Origin of the sequence: Kitasatospora sp. NPDC086801 (assembly GCF_044745805.1) — a bacterium.
In the GTDB taxonomy this organism is placed as follows: domain Bacteria; phylum Actinomycetota; class Actinomycetes; order Streptomycetales; family Streptomycetaceae; genus Kitasatospora.
In genome coordinates this window covers 1-17,849 of record NZ_JBIVAX010000056.1, presented here as the reverse complement: position 1 = coordinate 17,849, position 17,849 = coordinate 1, and the positions used below count along the sequence as shown (strand labels likewise).

The 17,849-nt window shown below is 69.4% G+C and carries 13 protein-coding genes and 1 pseudogene; 7 read left to right on the top strand and 7 right to left on the bottom strand.

Features of this window, described 5'->3' with window-relative positions:
* Nucleotides 1-68 precede the first annotated feature (68 nt).
* The 5 genes from ACIPLC_RS34800 to ACIPLC_RS34780 all read right to left on the bottom strand — a co-directional run bounded on the left by ACIPLC_RS34800 (nt 69) and on the right by ACIPLC_RS34780 (nt 7,217).
* Complete coding sequence (locus tag ACIPLC_RS34800; RefSeq protein ID WP_400477050.1) at nt 69-4,292, bottom strand: hypothetical protein; 4,224 nt, start codon at nt 4,290-4,292, stop codon at nt 69-71.
* A gap of 75 nt (nt 4,293-4,367) precedes the next feature.
* Entirely contained in the window at nt 4,368-5,138 is a 771-nt protein-coding gene (locus ACIPLC_RS34795; protein ID WP_400477049.1) for a hypothetical protein, read from the bottom strand.
* A 263-nt stretch (nt 5,139-5,401) separates the two neighbouring features.
* Nucleotides 5,402-5,698: a DNA-binding protein gene (locus tag ACIPLC_RS34790; protein WP_400477048.1), complete on the bottom strand. Its 297-nt coding sequence runs from the start codon at nt 5,696-5,698 to the stop codon at nt 5,402-5,404.
* A complete protein-coding gene (locus ACIPLC_RS34785) occupies nt 5,695-6,447 on the bottom strand; it encodes a hypothetical protein (RefSeq protein WP_400477047.1) in 753 nt (250 codons plus the stop codon). The genes ACIPLC_RS34790 and ACIPLC_RS34785 overlap by 4 nt, the downstream gene beginning before the upstream one ends.
* Nucleotides 6,438-7,217: a hypothetical protein gene (locus ACIPLC_RS34780; protein WP_363583205.1), complete on the bottom strand. Its 780-nt coding sequence runs from the start codon at nt 7,215-7,217 to the stop codon at nt 6,438-6,440. The genes ACIPLC_RS34785 and ACIPLC_RS34780 overlap by 10 nt, the downstream gene beginning before the upstream one ends.
* Before the next feature lie 237 nt (nt 7,218-7,454).
* Here ACIPLC_RS34780 and ACIPLC_RS34775 point away from each other — a divergent pair, with 237 nt between their 5' ends.
* On the top strand, nt 7,455-8,171 hold the full coding sequence (locus tag ACIPLC_RS34775; protein WP_400477046.1) for a Crp/Fnr family transcriptional regulator: 717 nt from the start codon (nt 7,455-7,457) through the stop codon (nt 8,169-8,171).
* A gap of 17 nt (nt 8,172-8,188) precedes the next feature.
* Here ACIPLC_RS34775 and ACIPLC_RS34770 read toward each other — a convergent pair whose 3' ends face one another.
* On the bottom strand, nt 8,189-8,323 hold the full coding sequence (locus tag ACIPLC_RS34770) for a hypothetical protein (RefSeq protein ID WP_400477045.1): 135 nt from the start codon (nt 8,321-8,323) through the stop codon (nt 8,189-8,191).
* Nucleotides 8,324-8,335: 12 nt separating this feature from the next.
* Here ACIPLC_RS34770 and ACIPLC_RS34765 point away from each other — a divergent pair, with 12 nt between their 5' ends.
* The 5 genes from ACIPLC_RS34765 to ACIPLC_RS34745 all read left to right on the top strand — a co-directional run bounded on the left by ACIPLC_RS34765 (nt 8,336) and on the right by ACIPLC_RS34745 (nt 15,603).
* On the top strand, nt 8,336-9,529 hold the full coding sequence (locus ACIPLC_RS34765) for a tyrosine-type recombinase/integrase (RefSeq protein WP_400477044.1): 1,194 nt from the start codon (nt 8,336-8,338) through the stop codon (nt 9,527-9,529).
* 25 nt (nt 9,530-9,554) lie between these two features.
* A complete protein-coding gene (locus ACIPLC_RS34760; protein WP_400477043.1) occupies nt 9,555-11,657 on the top strand; it encodes a tyrosine-type recombinase/integrase in 2,103 nt (700 codons plus the stop codon).
* Nucleotides 11,658-11,722: 65 nt separating this feature from the next.
* Nucleotides 11,723-12,826 (top strand): tyrosine-type recombinase/integrase, encoded by a 1,104-nt coding sequence (locus tag ACIPLC_RS34755; RefSeq protein ID WP_400477042.1) that lies wholly within the window; start codon nt 11,723-11,725, stop codon nt 12,824-12,826.
* A gap of 18 nt (nt 12,827-12,844) precedes the next feature.
* Nucleotides 12,845-13,189: a helix-turn-helix domain-containing protein gene (locus ACIPLC_RS34750; protein WP_400477076.1), complete on the top strand. Its 345-nt coding sequence runs from the start codon at nt 12,845-12,847 to the stop codon at nt 13,187-13,189.
* 5 nt (nt 13,190-13,194) lie between these two features.
* Entirely contained in the window at nt 13,195-15,603 is a 2,409-nt protein-coding gene (locus ACIPLC_RS34745) for a site-specific integrase (protein ID WP_400477041.1), read from the top strand.
* A gap of 283 nt (nt 15,604-15,886) precedes the next feature.
* Here ACIPLC_RS34745 and ACIPLC_RS34740 read toward each other — a convergent pair whose 3' ends face one another.
* On the bottom strand, nt 15,887-16,996 hold the full coding sequence (locus ACIPLC_RS34740; RefSeq protein WP_400477040.1) for an FAD-dependent monooxygenase: 1,110 nt from the start codon (nt 16,994-16,996) through the stop codon (nt 15,887-15,889).
* Between the two features lie 179 nt (nt 16,997-17,175).
* On the opposite strand from ACIPLC_RS34740, the pseudogene ACIPLC_RS34735 reads away from it, so the two are divergent.
* Nucleotides 17,176-17,769: pseudogene (locus ACIPLC_RS34735) on the top strand (GntR family transcriptional regulator); the annotation flags it as partial.
* Nucleotides 17,770-17,849: the final 80 nt, after the last annotated feature.

Genomic DNA, 17,849 nt, shown 5'->3' with positions numbered 1-17,849 from the left:
CGTGCACGCGTTCCGTCCTGCCCTGGCGGTTCGACCGGGGCAGGACAGCGGGGCGGACACCGACGAGGTCAATCGGCGCCGTTCGAGGAGGCGTCGGGCCAGTCGGTCAGGCCCAGCTGCGGCCATCTCGTCGCCGGTACCCTCCGGTTAGTCGATGGCCCGGGGCACGGCAGTGTGTGGACCGAACCCGAGTCGAGGACGCAGTACGACGACCAGCTCGCTGCCCGCGCCTCACCTGGGTCGACCAGCGTCACGGCCCAGAGCAGCACGTTGTCGTCCCCGGGCAGGCGGTCGACGGCGGATCCTGCGAGGAGGATGGCATTGGGCCCTCCGCCGGCGAACCCGGGATCGGTCAGTAGGAGGTCACCTGCGGACGGGTCGGTGAAGTCCAGATGGTGGCCGGTCCAGTGACCCCTGAGCGCCTCCGTGAGGCGGCGGCTCGGGACGGGCTGGGAGACCGGGTCGGCGAAGCGCCCGTACGCCGGCGGCCCGGCGTGGCTCCCCGGGTGATTGACGACGGTCGGCAGTGGGACGGACCGGTCGACGCGCGGCACGCCGAACTCGGGTCGGGTGTAGTACTCCGCCAGGAAGCTCTGGCCCGGCCAGTTCTCCAGGGGCCGCAGCCGCCTCGGCACGCCGTCGCCCTGCGTCAACGCCCCGCTGAGTGCGTTCCGTGGCACCAGGTGTGACTCGACCCGCAGCACGGGAGGGATCCGGGGGGTCCGGTGCGCGGGCGAGGCACGCCGCCAGGAGTCGGTGGGGCGGATGATGTGTGGCGGTAGATGCAGGCGTGGCAGGTCCTCCTTCGGCTGGTCCTCGTCGTTGCGCAGGTGGTGGAGACCGTTGAGCAGCAGCCATGGTGCGCCGTTGGGATCGGATCGGATGAGCACCTCTGCCAGAGATGCCGGAGGTCCGACCGTCGAGGCCACCGCCTCGGCAGCCGAGAACGGCGGTGTCCACCAGTTCCCTGATCGTGCAGAGGTGTTGAGCTGGGTCCTCCACCCTGCGCCAAGGGTCGGATCGACGGCGCGCCGACAGTATCGGGCCTCCTCCTGTTCTTCCGGATCCGGCGGGGACGCCGTCTGCAGGACGCGGGTGGCCTGTTCGGCGAACCACTCCTGTTGAGCACGCTGGAGGGCCTTGGCCACGGCGGGGCTGGAGGTGTCGAACTCCCCGGCGTCGGTTCTGTGGAGAAGTCGACTGGGCAGTCCGAGGGTGAGGAACCACGCCCGAGAGGCCAGCCAGGACTGACGGGGCCTCGGGCTTTCTTCCTCGAACGGACACCAGGAGAGCGTTGAGGCCGCCCGCGCGATGATTCGACTGCCGAAGGGGAGGACCGCTACACGCGGGCGGCGCAGAGGGACGGCGGGGAAGGTGCTGTCTGCGATGGCGTCCGGGCGGAGCACCCCCCGGACGGAGAGGACCGCGTCGTGGATGCGCAGGTGCGGCCGAGCGATCGCACGCGTGATCGCAGCTGTGATCGGGTCCGTGATCCGGTGGTCCGAGCCCGCCGGCGAGCTGCGGGCGAGGGCCCCGTATGCGGCGAGCCAAGTCGCCTCCGCCACGAGTTCGTCCCGGTGGTGGCCCGATCGGGTGAGCTGTCGGCCGATCAGTTCCGGCCGGTTCACCCAGAGGTCCGCCGCCGTGCGAATGCAGGCGTCGCGGAAGCTGTGGTGGCCGACGCCGGAGAGCCAGAGCAGCAGCGAGGTGACCTCTTCGACCACTGCGTCGCCCCGAGGGCCAATGGATTCGGCCCAGTGGACGAGCCTGCGGAGAAGGGCGATTCCGTTCGGATCGGCGAGGAGGTCGACGATGGGCCCGGCGAATCGGCGCTCAAACCGGCTACGGCGCCAGGCGGTCAGCTGATCCTGCAGGAACTCCACGCCCAGCGGGTGCTTGTGGCAGGTCGCGTTCACCAGGATGGAGTACAGCGCATTCGGGGCGGAGCCGGGGTCGCGAAGCTGTCGGACCAGGAAGGCCCGGGATGAGCGGCCGGCCCGCTTCGGGTCCCGGCCCTCCAAGGACTCCAGGACCGCGCCGGCGACGAGGGACCGATGTCGACGGGGCACCAGGTCCGACAGCTCGGCGCCCTCGACGACATGCGGTGTCGCACCCGCCAGCGCCTCCAGCATCCTCTGATGGTCGGCATGTTGGGCGGAATCCGGATCGCCGTCGCGCGCCCGGTGCACCGCGTGAACGATCCGGGCGACGGCCCTGGAGGGACGTCGGCCACGAAGCAGGTTCACGGCTCGGACGTGTTCGGCGAACCGCTGGATCGCGAAGCGGACGCGCCGGGTGTTCGGATCCAGGGCCAGTACGCCCGCGTTCTCCAGCCAGCGCAGGAGCACGGCAGGATCGCTCAATCCGGGAGTGTCTGACAGGGCTTGGCAGGCTGCGCGGTATTCGAGGGTGCCCTCCTCGCCGACCCGTTCGGACAGGACCTCGCAGGCGAGGGTGACCAGGGGCGGCGGGGCTGGCGACGGACCGGCGCGGAGCGCGTGCGCCGCGTCCAGGTGTGCGGCGTAGTCGCCGTCGAGGATGAGTAGCCAGGACTGGAAGAGGTCGCCGACGGTCGGTGTGACGATCGGCCCGGGGGCCGGTTGCGGGGAGCGGTGCAGGCACCAGGCCAGCACGGCGAGCATCAGCGGTCGGCGCAGTTCGGAGACGTCTGGCGGGAGCAGCAGTTCCGGGAGCCCGTACATGTCCTGGTACACCCGCCAGGCCTGGCCCGGGCGGGAGATCCCGGGATTCCAGAGGAAGCCATGAACTCGGGTGCCGGCCGCCTCCGAGGTGCCCACGGGGCCGGTCGGTCGGGTGTCCATCCGGACGGTGCCGACCAGAGTCACCAGTGGGTAGCACCGCACCAGTTCGGCCAAGGAGGCGAACGCCGCCCGGACGTCCCCGTGCAGGCAGCGGACCTCGTTCAACGCGTCGATTGCGAGCACGGCGCGACGGCCGGTCAGCAGGGCCTGTTGTTGGAGGGCCGCGAGCAGGTCGCGCAGGCCGTGGGCCCGGGTACCGGGTGAGACCCGAAGGGGGAGTTGGGCCTCGAAAGCCTCGTCCGGACCGAACTCGTGTCCACAGACGAAGGCGGTAGGCGCGCCGTCCGTGATGCGTTCCTGGACCCAGCCGCCCAGCCCGTAGGACTTGCCGGTTCCCCAACCGCCGCCGACGAGGAGGGCGCCGGTCTGTCGGGCCGCGAGGGCGGGGTCGTCACATGCGGTCCGGAGCCGGTGCCCGCAGGTCTGGAGGTCGTCGAGCGTGGCGAGCAGACGGCCCACGGAATCGCGTTGCACGTACGGGAGCGAGTCGAACGGCTTGGCGGCGCACACGGCGGCCAGCAGCTCGTCGTACACGGCGGTGATGCTCTCGGTCACCCGGCCGCAGAGTTGGAGCACCTGGTCGATCTGTCTGCGAACGGACTGCGGGTCGGTTCGGCTCTCCGCGTTGAGCAGGTTCGCGGTCGCGTCCAGCTGTTCGGCGCAGAGGGCGCGGTCGCTGTCGGAACGGGTCCATCTCTGGCCGGCCTGCGCCGCCGGACCGGCGGACGGTGCGGGCAGGTCGTCGAGCGCCGGGCGCCAGCCATCCCATACCCGAAGGACGGATGCGGTCTCGGCAAGCCGGTTCGCGAGTGCCGAAGGGTCGTCGAGCTCGGCGAGGGCGTCGGACAGGAAGGTGGCGAGCGGCGGAGGCTGGATGTCGACCCGCCCCCGATGGCGGCGAACGGTGCGGGCGGCGGCCGCGGCGTGCCGGTGAAGGTCGGACAGCCGCAGGTAGGCGGGGTCGAAGTACGCCGGAATGGCCTCCTCGGCGAGCGATACGAGGGCGCGCTCGATATCGCTTCTGGTGTAGGCGAGGAACCGCATGGGCGAACCGGGGCGCGCACGGTCGACCTGCGCCGCCCACCGCTCGGCCGCCGCCCGCCACTGCTTCGTGCCAGGCGCGGCGCCTCCCCCGGCGGTGAGGTCCTGCGGGAGGAAGACCAGGAGGTCGGTGAGGTCAGGGTGGTGGGTGAGGGCTGATTTGATGGACTCGTCCACGGCGCCGAGCGCGGAGCTCAGTTTTCCGTGGTACTTCGCCTGGATCCCGACCATCCGACCGTCCGCGAGCCGCGCGCAGGCCTCCAGTCCGCCGTCCGGGGGCCGGAGAGCCAGCAGCGTCCCGGCGATGGCGGGGGCGAAGTCGCGTTCGAGGATCGCGGGGAAGAGATGGACGCAGAGCTTCTCGAACACCTGGGCCGGTGCGGCCCCGAGGTCGCTACGGAGCCGGGTGAGATCTACTCCGAGAGGCAATTCGCAGTCCTTTCCGCGGAGCTTGGCCTGTGGAGGGGGACGGTGCGGGGAACCGACGGCCCCCCGCGCCTCAGGTCACGCCAGAGATCGGGCGATGCGGTCCCAGGTCTCGACCTGGGCCATGGCATCGGTGACGAGGTCGAGCGCGGCGGCGATGTCTCTGCCGGGCCCGTGGAGAGTGGGAGCGGTGGTGGTGAGCCAGTCCAGGGTGATGCGGAGGAGGCGGAGGGTTTCGAGAGCCTCGCGGGCGAACCGGGACATGTCGGTGAGCTGGCGTGCGACGTCACGGTTCTGGATGTTGTCGCGGGTCTGTGGGTGGTGGTCGAGTCTGCTGAGCGCGGTGTGTACGGCGGCATCGATGTCGGGAATCAGCGCGGCGAACTCCGCAGCGCAGGACCTGAGTTCCACGGCGGGGCGGGCGATCGCGGTGCTGAGGCGTTCGGCTGCCGTGCCGTCCGGTGCGGTGGCCAGGTCCGGCACGAGCTCCTCGGCGAGCGCGGCGATGTCGTTCACCAGCCCCGTGACCGCCTTGAGGCCCTCGGTCAGTGGGGGCATGGTCGTCTGGAACGTGGCGAAGAGGTTGGTCGGGGTGGTGACGGCGGTCGGCGTCGGCTCCTGCCGGGAACGGAGGCCGAGCAGGATCCGCACGGGGAGGAACGGCGTGAAGCCGTCCCGGAGGGCTCGGACCAGTGCGCCCTGGAGATCCCGGCGGGCGTGCGCGAGACCGGTCTCGGATCGCTCGAACACGACCCTGCCCGTGCGTGGAAGGCCGGGCGGTTGCCGATTGCGTTCACCGATCTGGAGGGTAGGCCGCCCGGTGGTGTGGCGCAGGCCGAGCTCGTACATGACGGACGGCCTGCCGTCGGTCACGTCGGCGATGACGATATCGGCCCCGAGTACCTGCCGGTAGCGCAGCTCGTCCGGTTGGGCAGGGTCCGAGCGGAGTGGCCGGAGACCGAGGGCGGCACAGGCGGGGCGGACGATCCGCTGGTAGACCTCCAGGCCGGCGTCGTACGCGTTGCGGTCCCCGGCGGGACCGATCACGACACAGGTCAGGTGGCCCTGTGAAGGCTCCGGGACACTGGGCTTGGGTACCGTGGCCGCAGCGATCATGCGAGGTCCTTCCAGCTGAGCCCCGGGAGCGGTGGCGCAATTGTCAGGTGGGACAAGTCATCCTCATAGATGGGGAGTTCATTGATTCCGAGGGCGCTGAGCAGTCCGACGGTGGGCACCCGATAGCGGTGCCCGGCGCGGACCACCGGGCAGGGGAAGACTCCGCGGTGAACGAGGTTGTAAGCGGTGCCCAGACAGATGCCGAACGCGCGTGCGGCGGTCCGCAGGTCGACGGCCAGTGGGAGCCCGAACAGCTCGGGGAAGGTGAGTGCCCCCTGGGCGTGGGTGGTCATCGGTCGGCCCCCGCCGAGCGGAGGGGGAGCGTCCCGAGCCGCGGGCCCCGGCGGCGCCGATGGGCGTGCTGGACGACCTCGCGCAGGCCGAGATGGTCGGCGAGTTCGCCGAGCCGCGCGCCCTCGATCGCAGAGCGGGAGGAGAGGCGGAGCGGTGCGGTCAGGCCGTCCGGGCGGTCCGGCGAGGTGATCGCGAGATCCCAGAGGTCCTCGGCCGACTCCGAGGTGCGGGCGTCGGCCACCGCGACGATGTCCTCGACCGGTCGTCCGCCCGAGGCCGAGCGGCGGGCGAAGTCCCAGCCCCGGCGGTCCGCGGCGCTGAGCAACCGCGGGCCGACGTCGGGGTCGTCCGCCGAGACCTCGGCCAGTCGTTCGATCAGGGCGAGCATGACCTCGGATTCGACATCGCGGCGGTCCGCCCCCAGCCGGGCCGAGGCCTGCCGGGCGACCCGCCTGAGCCGAGGCGCGGCGAGCCAGACCACGGCCTCGACCCACCCGGCTACCTCCGTCGAGCCGATGGCCATGGCCAGCGAGTCGTGCTGAGCGAGTGCGACGGCACGACGCCAGATCTCGCGGCGCAGCGACTCGTCAACCGGCTGCTCGTACAGGGCTGCGCGCGCCTGCGGCAGCTCGAGGAGGCGGGTTGCTCCGCCGACCTCGACCTGGAGAGCGTTCGGCCGCATGTGGGCGGCGCTGGTCACCCGCTGGTGGATGACGTCGAGCACACTGTTGTACGTGATCAGAGCCATGGGGCGGTTCCTCCAGTCGAACGGTGCGGGTCGATGTAGGGCTTGAGCGCCGAGTGAAAGCGGTTGATCGCGCGGGAAAGCCTTCCGACTTCCCTGGGCGGCTGGTGCGGGGCGCTGTCGGGGGCGATGAGGAGGTTGCCCGAGGGGGTGGGGATGTACAGCCACGCCCGACGGGCGAACTCCTTGTCGGGGACGGTCGCCAGGATGCGGCGGAACCGGTCGGGGTGCAGGCCGGTGTGCCGGGACACGACCGCGTCCTCGTACACCCGGTCGGAGACGATCGCCACCAGGTGCGTCGTCTCCTCGCTGGCCTTGGCCAGGACGGCCTTGACCTCCTGGGAATCGAGCAGTCGGTGCAGTTCGTTCCTTGCGGGCCCGTTCCCCTCGCCGGGTACGCCTTCGGGCGCCACGTGGCCGGAGTGGACGCTGACCCGCATCCGCAGTCGGACGTGGCCCGAATCGGCGTTGTGCTTGGCGAGTTTCTCGTCGAGGCGGTCGAGGAAGGGGTGGACGACGAATCCCAGCAGTGTGGGATCGAAGCCGAACGTGACCCCGTCGCCGGAGTTGACGGGGAACCGCTTTGTGGTCCGGAGGTCGTCGAGGCCGGCTGCGGTGAGGGCGGCGTCCAGGATCTCCTCAAGGTAGGCACTGACCGGCGCGTGGACGGCGCCGGGCAGACTGGTGAAGCCCTTCAGGTCGACGCAGAGCAGGCCGGAGAGCGGCGGCAGGGGCCGACTGACGATGCCGGGGAGTGACGGGGGTTCGGGCATGGCGGTCTCCAGGAACGCAAGGTTCGGCGGTCGCCGGGCTGACGACGAAGAGTCTGCGGTCGGCCGGCGAGGATTAGGGGGCCCGCGACCCCTTAGCGGCGTGTCCTGCGCCACACCTCGTTCGTGGCCGGCGAAGGGGCGCGGCAGGGTAGCAGCCGGTGCCGGGCGGATCGCGTCTCATGCGCCAACTCGTCTTACCCGGGCCCTGGTTGGCGATCGCTCCCCTAATCTCCCGCCATGAACTTGTGCAACAACTCCTCGTCGGGGCTGCTCATGGGCCCGAACCGGACCTTTCAGGCGCTCGTGGGTCCGGCCGCGTGGAACGGCGTCCTCAAGGGCACCGAGCGGAGGAAGCTCCCGGCGGGCCGGAAGCTGGTGGGGCAGGGCGACGTGGGCGCCTTCGTGATCGTCGTGATCAGAGGTGTGGTGAGGGTCGACCAGATTGGGGGTCGTGCCGGTGCCGGTAAGCGGCTGCTTGCCTTCCGGCGTGGCGGCGACCTCATCGGGGACCTCGCCGTGCTCGGTTTCGGCGTGCGGACGGCCACGGTGACGGCGTACACCGACTGTGAGGTGGCGATCGTGCCCGGGGAGACGTTTCGGAGCCCCGGTTTCCAGCGCGACTACGGCTTGGCGATCTCGTCGTACATTGCCGGCCGACACTGGGAGGCCCAGATGCTGGCGCAGCCCGGCGACAACCGGGCCCGGGTCGCATGGGTCCTTGTGCCGCTGCTCGACCACGAGGAGGGGATTGCGCGGAGTGTGGCGAATGACGTCCAACTTCCGGTTGTCCAACGGGATCTCGCAAGTTGCCTGGGCATCGGCGCCAAGCAGGTACGTCAGGTCGTGTCGGTGACGCCGTTCGGCGGGACGCTGGCCGGTCGGCGGGGGCGGCTCGTGGTCGAGGACCCCGAGGGTCTGCGGGCGGCCGCCGCGCGGCTCGGCGGGCTGTCGTGAGCGGTTGACGGATGGTGTCACGTCGCGGCGATCAGGGCGGCGCCGGTTTCGAACACGTGGTGCCAGGCCTGGTCTGTTGACTGCACCAACTTGGTGATCCGCTGGTGTTCCTGCTGGTGGGTGCCGAGGATCTCGGCATGTCCTCGTTTCAAGGAATGTCCTCCGTGCATCGGGATCTGATGGACGGCCGCAGTCGGCTGCCCTCGGTGGGTGCGGTGGTGAAGGGGGAGAGATCTTCGCTGCCGTGGTTCGTGGTTGATGCGGCCGGCCGGGAGGTCGAGCCGGTGAGCCGGTACCTGAGGAATCTGGCGCTCGGTGACGCCAGCGCCTTGTCGTGCCGCAGCTACGGGTACGACTTGCTGCGCTGGTTCCGGGTGTTGTGGGCGGTGGATGTCGGCTGGGAACAGGCGACCGAGGCCGAGGCAGCTGCGATGGTCGGCTGGCTTCGGACGGCGCCGAATCCTCAGCGGCGCCGCTCGCGGCCGGACTCGCTGCCCGCCGGTGTGGTCAACCCGAAGACGGGCAAGGCCACTTTGCGGGACGGCTATGCGCCGACGACGATCGCGCACGCCTTGACCGTGGTGCACGGCTTCTACGCCTTCCACGGGCACTACAGCCGAGGGCCCGTGGTCAATCCGGTGCCGGAGAGCCGGGAGCGCAGGGCCCGGATGGCCCACCGCTCCCCGCTGGAGGCGCCGGTGCCCACACGGCGGGCCCGCCTGCGCCCTAAGGTGCGGGACCGGCAGCCCCGGGCCATTCCGGATCGGCTGTGGGACGAGCTGTTCGCGCAGATGGGTTGCGATCGGGACCGCGCCCTGCTGGCCTGCTACGTCAGCTCCGGCGCCCGCGCCAGCGAACTGCTCGGGGTGCGCCTGGAAGATATCGACTGGCCGGCCGGACGCTTGTGGGTGATCACCAAGGGCACCGGCCAGCGAGACCCGGTGCCCGCATCCCCGCAGGCATTCGCCTACACGGCGGCCTACCTGGACCAGGCCGGTCTGCCCGAGCCGGGCGAACCGCTCTGGCGGACCCGCCGGGGTGATCCCCGACCGCTGACCTACTGGGCGATGCGCCGCGTCCTCCAGCGAGCCAACACCGTGCTCGGCATGAACTACACGCTGCACGACACCCGTCACACGGCGGCCACCCGAATGGCACGGGACCCCTCGCTGACGCTGGTGGAGGTGCAGACGATCCTGCGGCACGCACATCTCAGCACCACCGCCCGCTATACCGCGGTCGGCCTGGAGGACCTAATGGACAAGCTCGCCGAGCACTACCAGCGCCCCCGGCAAGAAACGCGCTGGTCGCAGACCTATGACCCGGCCGACATCGAGGCGGTGTTCGGTGCCCGGTAGTACCGCTGGTTACAACGCACGGGCCATGGGCCCGACCACCGGCCGCATTCAGCGCAACCCCCTGCGCGAGGAGGGACCGGTGGACCGGGTGAACACCAAAATCATCCAGCCCGCACCACCCGCTGAACCCGCGAATCCGCCGCGACCGGCGGGTGACCTCTCCCGCGCCTCGGTGAACAAGGCGGCGGACGCCGCCGTGACCGCCTGGGCCGACGAAAGCCGCGAACGGCGACGACTGCGCCACTTGAGTACGGCGACGATCCTCGAACACCTGGAGCGGTTTCCCGGCAGGACCTGGCAGCAGCGATGGGTGGCGGCCGGTCTGGACGAGCCCGGTACCAACCCCGGCGACCTGGGCGGAGAGGACAAGAGGCTCCGGAAGCTGTTCATCTCCGGCACGCGGCAGTTGTTCTGCCTGCGGGTGATCCGTCCGAGCCTGGACGCCTTCCGCGGGCACACCTACCCCAACTACGCCCTCGACTTCCGCCTGGTGGCCAAGGACCCGCTGCTGGACAAGTTCCACGCCGCAGTCGAAGCCTCCGGCGCAACATCGACGGCCCAGCGCACCGCGCTGTTCGACGTCGCGTGCGCCCTGACCGTGTTCGGGATCTCCCTGGCCGACCTGACGCCAGAGGTGCTGCTGCACTACTCGCTGGAATCGAGGCGCAAGCAGCTCACCCGCGGGACCACCAAGCGCGGCCAGGAGTACAACTACGCCGGCATCGCGGCCTGGCACATCCTCTACGAGACGGGGCACTTCCCGCCCACGGCTCCGCACGTGCTGCGGGCCGCGCTGGTCGGCGGGCAGAAGACCGTCGAGGAACTCGTCGACCGGCAGCAACTGCGCAACGCCAACGTGCGGAACCTGTTGGTCGAATACCTTCGCCGCCGCGCTGCCGACCTGGACCACTCCTCGCTTCTCCAGCTGGCGCGCATCCTGCCCGGCACCTTCTGGAGCAACGTTGAGAAGGTCAACCCCGAACAGGCTGACCTGCGGCTGAGTGAGGAGACCTACCAGCAGTGGAAGGAGACCATCTCCGTTCTGCCTGGTGGCCGGCCACGGCTCGACATGGACGGCGTCCTGCTCAAGGTCCGCACCTTCTACCTGGACCTGCAGAGCTGGGCGGTCGCCGAGCCCGAGCGATGGGCGGCCTGGTCGGTGCCCTGCCCCGTGCGGGACGCTGAACTGCGCTGGTTCAATGTCCGCCGCCGCGAGATCAACGCCCGGATGGCCGAGCGCACCCGCACCCGCCAACCGCTGCTGCCCCTGCTGGTCGACCATGTCACCAACCGCTGGATGCGGCTGCGCGAGATCCTCGCCGCCGCCCAGGCCGTCGGTGTCGGCGAGCGATTCACCGCCGCCGGCGCGCAGTGGCAGCGCACCGCCAGCGAGTTCGACGTCAAGCGGGCCAAGAGCGGGAAGTCCTTCCCCGTTCGGGCGGTCAACCGGGACACCGGCGAGCTGGTCGCCGTCACGCGCGATGAGAGCGCGGCCTTCTGGGACTGGGCCGTCGTCGAGACGCTCCGCCACGCCGGCCTGCGGATCGAGGAGCTGACCGAGCTGACCCACCTGAGCGTCCGCAACTACCAGCGCCCCAACGGCGAGGTCGTCGCGCTGCTGGTGGTCACCCCCTCCAAGACCGACCGCGAGCGGGTGATCCCGATGTCCGCCGAGCTGTTCCACGTCCTCGCCCAGGTCATCCGCCGGCACCGTGACGCCTACGGCACAGTTCCGATCGCGACCCGGTACGACGTCCACGAGAAGATCTGGTGTCCGCCGCTGCCCTACCTTTTCCAGACCCAGAACGGCCTGGAACGACAGGCGATGAGCACCAGCACGATCTGGCGCCGCCTGCGCAAGTGCTGCACCGAACTGGCCAAGACTCACCCCGAGTTCGTCGGGACGTCGTTCTCCGCCCATGACTTCCGAAGGATCTTCGCCACCGACCTGGTCAACTCCGGGCTGCCTATCCACATTGGTGCCGCTCTGCTCGGACACCTGAATATCCAGACCACTCGCGGCTACGTCGACCCTCGGGAATTGCATCAGATGGGCGAGAAGCCGCAGGTCGCAAGCTCAGGGCGACGGGCTGACGGACTCCAACGCTACTACGAACTGGCATCCTGAGCAGGCATGTTGCCGAAGCGATCCCATCTGATGCATGATCTTCCCTCCAGAAGGGATGGTCTGGAGTGGCGCATCAGCACAAGGTGGCCCTGGCCGGGTCGGCACACCTGGAGCTCGTGTCCGGGGTGATCCAGCTGCGTCCCGAGGACGCGATGTTCGACGCGATGTTGCGGGGCTGGCGGGCCCAGCAGAAGTCGCGAGGGCTGAAGGACGAGACGATCGACCCGAGGGAACGGCTGGTCCGCCGGTTCCTTGAGTTCGCGAACGAGTACCCGTGGCAGTGGACGCCGGCCCACATGGACGAGTGGTCGGCTTCCTTGACGGGCGAGAAGCATCTGGCGCCGTCGACGATCCGGAGCTACCAGGGCGACGTCCGGCTGTTCACCGAGTTCCTCATCGATGCCCGCTACGGCTGGGGGCCAGCCTGCGAGGAGGCCTTCGGCACCCACCCGGTGGCGGTCTGCCACGAGTGGAACACCCTCCCTCACCTGCAGGACTACGAGGGCAATCCGGAAGCGAGGCCGTTCACCCGCGAAGAACTCCAGCGTTTCCTCGACTACGCCGACGACCAGGTCGACCGCGCCGTGAAGTCCAAGCGCAAGGGCGCCCTCGCCGCCTACCGCGACGCCACCCTCTTCAAGGTCGTCTACGGCTGGGGGCTCCGACGGACCGAGACGTCCAAGCTGGATGTCGTCGACTTCGGACGGAACCCGAAGGCACCGCAGTTCGGCCGGTACGGCACGCTCAACGTCCGCTACGGCAAGGCGAAGAAGGGCCAGCCGCCACGGCGGAGGAATGTGCTGTCCGTGATGGACTGGGCCGTCGAGGCGGTCGCCGAGTATGTCGAGAACGTCCGGCCGCGCTTCGGGTTCCCTGACCACCCGGCGCTCTGGATCACCGAACGCGGGGGACGTCTTCAGCCTGGCTCCATCAACGACCGGTTCGAGGCATACCGAGATGCCCTAAAACTCCCAAAAGACCTAGTTCCGCACTCAATCAGACATTCGTACGTAACCCACCTGACTGAGGACGGTGTCGACCGTCGGTTCATCCAGCAGCAGGTCGGCCACGACTGCGACAGCTCCACGGCCATCTACACGCATGTCAGCGACGATTTCATGAACACTGCCCTGAGCAAGGCACTGGCCCCGGCGTTCGCCGGCGTCTGACGAGGAAGGACCCCGATGATGGCCGCCAAGCTCGACTACCGCTGGCACCTGCGCAAGGTCATGGCGGACCGCGGGATGTTCTCCACCACCGACATCATCCCGCCCCTGGCCGAACGCGGCATCGCGCTGTCCACGAGCCAGGTCTACCGACTCGTCGTCGAGCGACCGGAGCGACTCAGTCTCAAGATCCTCATGGCCCTGCTGGACATTCTGGACTGCACGATGGACGACCTCATCGAGCCGATCGCCACGGCCGGGGTTGCCAAGAAGCCGAAGAAGGCCGCTGCGGGCGGGACCGCCGTCGCTGAGGGCGTGGGCGATCTGCGGCCAAGGCGAGCGCGGATCACCGGAGTTGATCGGTGACTGAAATGGCTGAAGCGGTTCTCACCGATCCAGTCGGCCTGATCGTGCGGATGGTCAGCAACGTCGAGAAGCACCTGGATGCCGAGCGTATCCGTGGCGTCGTCTGCACGCTCGTACGCACGCGGGCCGGCCGCCGCAATCTCGCCCAGGCCCTGCACGACGACCCGTCGCTGCTGCGGACCGGCATGCCGGCGGCAGCGTTCCGGGTCGCCAAACTGCTGATGGCCCTGCACGAGGCCGGCGCCCGGGACACCGCCCTTCCCCGCTGCGGTGGGTGCGGACGTCCACGCCCCTACGTCGGCAGCCGCACCGGCGGCCGCTGGGGATGCTCACCCTGCTTCGACAAACCCGCCGTCTGCGCGGGCTGCCACCAGCAGCGGCGCGTCGTCAGCCGCGACCGCCACGGCCTGCCCCGATGCGCGAAGTGCCCCGACACCGACGGTGACCCGCTCAAGGAACTCACCGCCCTCATCACCGGCCACGACCCCGCCCTCGATGCGGACGCCATCCGAACCGCGCTCGCGAGGGCGACTGCCCGGCCCGCCGGGCAGCGCCGCCTGGCCTGGGCCGTGATCGCCCGCCCTGAGCTGCTGACCGGCGCCGGGCACGAGGCCCCAACCCCCGCAGTGCTGCGGTTCATCGGGGAACTCGTCGCCGCGGGTGCCGTGACGGTTGTCAAGCCGGCCTGTCCGCGCTGCCACGGGGTGAAGGCGCTGTCGAAGCTCCTGGACGGCAAAAGGATCTGCCGGGCCTGCTTCGCCAGACACGCGGCCGTTCCCTGCTCACGCTGCGGTGCCGTGCGTGAACCCGCCACCCGGGATGCCGCTGGGCAGCCGCTGTGTCCCAACTGCCTGATCCGGGATCCGATCAATCTGGAAGTCTGCGTCGGCTGCGGCCGCCGTCAGCCGGTCGCGGTCCGGCTCGCCGACGGAGTCCGCTGCAACAACTGCAGGCCGAAGGAGACCAGGGAGTGCGGAATCTGCGGCCGCACCGCCCCCTGCGAGGTCTCCCGGGCCACCGGACAGCCCTGGTGCGAACGCTGCCAGCAACGATGGGTGACCTGCAGCGGCTGCGGCACCGTCGCCCAGGCCCGCGGCGGCGCCTGGGACGAACCGCTGTGCGCAAGGTGCACCAACTCCGACCCGGACTTCTGGGGCCGCTGCCCCATCTGCGAGACCACCTGGCAGCTCAGCCCCCGCCCCTGCCAGCGATGCGTCCTCGCCCAGAAGGTCCGCGACCTCCTCGGTGACCGCACCGGGGGCATCCGGCCCGAACTCGCCCAATTTCAAGAGGCATTGACGAGCGCAGAGCGCCCGGACGTCGCCCTGGCCTGGATCACTCGCTCCAAGGTCCGGGTCCTGTTGGAATGCATAGGCCGCGACGAGCGTCCCGTCACCCACGACGTTCTCGACCAACTCCCGTCGGGCAAGGTGCTGGCCCACTTGCGCAGTGTCCTCGTAGCGACCGGCGCCCTGCCGGCGCGCGACGAACGGCTCGTCGCTCTTGAGAAATGGATCACCACAACGGTCCAAGCCCGCACGGACCCCGCCGAACGCCGGATTCTGCACGGTTACGCCGTCTGGCACCACCTGCGTCGACTCCGCCGCCGCCTCGGCGAGGAACACACCACCCAGCTTCAGGATCTCAACGTGCGCTGCCACGTCACCGCGGCCGACAACTTCCTCACCTGGCTCGCCAGTGAAGGACTCACCCTGGGCGCCTGCACCCAGGGTGACCTGGAACGCTGGATGACCGATCCCGCCTTCAGCTATCGCGACGAGACCGGCCACTTCGTCCGCTGGTCCGTACAGCACCGCCATGCCCACGGTCTCACCTGCGGTGCCGTCCGCTGGACCGGCCCGCAGGGCACCATCGACAGCGAGAAACGCTGGGCCGACGCGCGGCGTCTCCTCAACGACGACACGCTGCCCACCGCAGACCGCGTTGCTGGACTGCTGCTGATCCTCTACGCGCAGAAGATCTCCACGATCAGCCACCTCACCGTCGACGACGTCGACATCACCGGCGACACCGTCGCGATCACCTTCGGAACCTCGCCCGTCACCCTCCCGAGTCCGCTGGCCGCCTTGGTCCGCGAGCTCGTCGCGACCCGTCGCGGCAAGGCCAAGATCGGCACTCCGGACGACGTCCCCTGGCTCTTCCCCGGAGGACAGCCACGGCGTCCGCTCAGCGACAGCCAGATCGGTACGAGGCTGCACAAGATCGGAATTCGGCCCCAACAGGACCGCTCCACCGCGCTCTTCACCCTCGCCGCCGAACTCCCCGCGGCCATCCTCGCCCGGATGCTCGGCATCCACATCCAAGTCGCCGTCCAATGGCAGAAGGCATCCGCCGGGGACTGGGCCGCCTACGCCGCTAATGTCACCCTCCGTTGCAAGTCGGAGATTTCATGAACCGCCACCGGCCTCGCCCCCACCCAACGCTCGCGTTCGGGCACATCACCGAAGACGACCACAACGACATGGCCTCGCATCTCGGCAACCCGAACGTGATGCGCTACTACCGCGCCCCAAAACCCGGGAGGAGGCCCTGGCCTGGATCGCCTGGAATCATCGCCTCCACCAGCAGGAAGGGTCAGTCCGCGCTGGACACGGCCAACCTGCTAGACCTGGCCCGGTGACGACCCGGGTCAGCGCACCGGCATCGACGAACGGCTGGCGGCTGAGCCTTGGTCGGTTAGCCATCGAGTGCGATTGCGTTCTTGGCTCGTTCGACGGAGGCTTCGGCGGCCGGACCGCCCGGATTTTCGGTGGCCAGTGCCTGGTTGAGCTCGACGAACGACCGCATGCGCCCCTCATAGGAGGCGAAGGCTGTGAGATGGTCGCCCCCCGCCCGGCCGAGGGCGTCGGCCAGTACGTAGGCGCCCACGAGGGCCAGGCTGGTCCCTTGGCCTGACAGAGGAGACGCGCAGTAGGCCGCGTCACCGAGCAGGACCACCCTGCCCTGCGACCAGCGGTCCATGCGGATCTGCATCATCGCGTCGAAGTAGAAGTCGGGCGCATTCCGCATGGCCTTCAGCAGCCGGGGTGTCTCCCAGCGCAAGGCCGCCATCCGCCCGGCGACGAGCTTCTTCTGCTGTTCGGCATCCCGCTGGCCGGCAAAAAGCGGCTCAGCTGCGAAGCCGAACGTGATCCTCAGCTCGCTGTTGTCGCGCACCGGATAGATGCCATAGCCGGCCTCGCCGTCCCTGAGCCACAGTTGCCAGTCCTCCAGGGCCAGGAAGTTGTCCGCACTGAAGATCGCAAGATGCATGCCCAGGTGGCGGGCGAACTGCTCTTCCGGCCCGAAGGCCAGTCGCCGCACGGCCGAGTGCAGGCCGTCGGCTCCCACGACCAGGTCGAAGGTGCGCGGGCGGCTGTGCTCGAAGGCGACCCGTATGCCGTCCTCGTCCTGGTCGAGTGCGGTGACGCTGTCCCCGAACACGAACTCGGCCTTGCTGCTGGCCCGTTCGTGAAGTATGCGTACCAGGTCCTCGCGCAGAAGCTCGATGTCGTCGCTGTCCAGCCGGCCGCTGCTGAACGTCGTCTCGGTGGATCGGTGGATCTCCTTGCCATCACCGTCCAGCACTGACATGCCGCGCATCCTGGTGCGGTGGGCCCGGGCCCCATCCAGGAGGCCCATTCGCTCGACGGCGTCGAGTGCGGCGCCGCGGATATCGACGGCCTGTCCGCCACTGCGGGGGCCCGGCGCGTGTTCCACCACTGTCGGGGCGAAGCCGTGTTGGCGCAGCCAGTACGCGAGCGCGGACCCCGCGATACCGGCGCCAGAGATGAGCATAGTCTTCATGTGGAAGCTCCTTAATACGCTGTACGCGCCCTGAATGTACGCCGTACGTGCGTGGCTTCCAACTGCTACTTTTCGGCTCATGTCCTAGGACAGTGGGCTCATTTCGGCACTCCGTCCTGGTAGGGTCTGATCTAGTACAGAATTGGCGAGCGTCGAAAAAAGTTCAAGGAGTCGACAAGATGGCCTCGGCATCCGATCCGCCGTTCCGGCGCATCGCCGACGAGATCGGGCGGCGCATCGCCAACGGCACACTCGCCCCGGGCGATCGTGTGCCCTCCACTCGTCAGATCGCACGGGAATGGGGAGTCGCGCTCGCCACCGCCACCAAGGCCCTCACCGCACTGCGTCTGGAAGGCCTGGTCGAAGCCCGCCCCCGGGTCGGCACAGTGGTGGCCGCCGGGGACCGTGCGCCGTCGTCAGGTGACCGGCCCCCGCCGAGGCACAAGCCTGTGGTCACCGCCGATCACGAACTGACCCGGGAACGGATCATCCGCACCTCCATCGACATCGCCGACGGCGAAGGGCTTGCCGCGCTCTCCATGCGCAGTGTCGCGGCCCGGCTTGGCGTCGCCGCCATGTCCCCGTACCGGTACGTCAACAGCAAGGACGATCTGGTTCTTCTGATGGCGGATGCAGTCTTCGGCGAGGAGGTCTATCCGGTCGAGCCGCCGACGGGCTGGCGGGTGCGCCTGGAGTTCGGGGCACGCACCCTGTGGGGGATCCACCGCAGGCACCCCTGGCTCGCGCAGGTTGGCACGCTAGGCCGTGTCCTGCCGATCACTTGAGTCGTTGATACGACTATGGGGAGTAGGGGTGATCTGACTGACGGCCAGTGGGAGCGGCTTCGGCCGCT

Coding starts and splice junctions, on each gene's coding strand:
- ACIPLC_RS34795 (WP_400477049.1), bottom strand. CDS start 5,138: ATGTACGAGCTCGGCCTGCGCCACACCACCGGGCGGCCTACCCTCCAG.
- ACIPLC_RS34790 (WP_400477048.1), bottom strand. CDS start 5,698: ATGACCACCCACGCCCAGGGGGCACTCACCTTCCCCGAGCTGTTCGGG.
- ACIPLC_RS34785 (WP_400477047.1), bottom strand. CDS start 6,447: ATGGCTCTGATCACGTACAACAGTGTGCTCGACGTCATCCACCAGCGG.
- ACIPLC_RS34780 (WP_363583205.1), bottom strand. CDS start 7,217: ATGCCCGAACCCCCGTCACTCCCCGGCATCGTCAGTCGGCCCCTGCCG.
- ACIPLC_RS34775 (WP_400477046.1), top strand. CDS start 7,455: ATGAACTTGTGCAACAACTCCTCGTCGGGGCTGCTCATGGGCCCGAAC.
- ACIPLC_RS34760 (WP_400477043.1), top strand. CDS start 9,555: ATGGGCCCGACCACCGGCCGCATTCAGCGCAACCCCCTGCGCGAGGAG.
- ACIPLC_RS34750 (WP_400477076.1), top strand. CDS start 12,845: ATGGCCGCCAAGCTCGACTACCGCTGGCACCTGCGCAAGGTCATGGCG.
- ACIPLC_RS34745 (WP_400477041.1), top strand. CDS start 13,195: ATGGCTGAAGCGGTTCTCACCGATCCAGTCGGCCTGATCGTGCGGATG.
- ACIPLC_RS34740 (WP_400477040.1), bottom strand. CDS start 16,996: ATGAAGACTATGCTCATCTCTGGCGCCGGTATCGCGGGGTCCGCGCTC.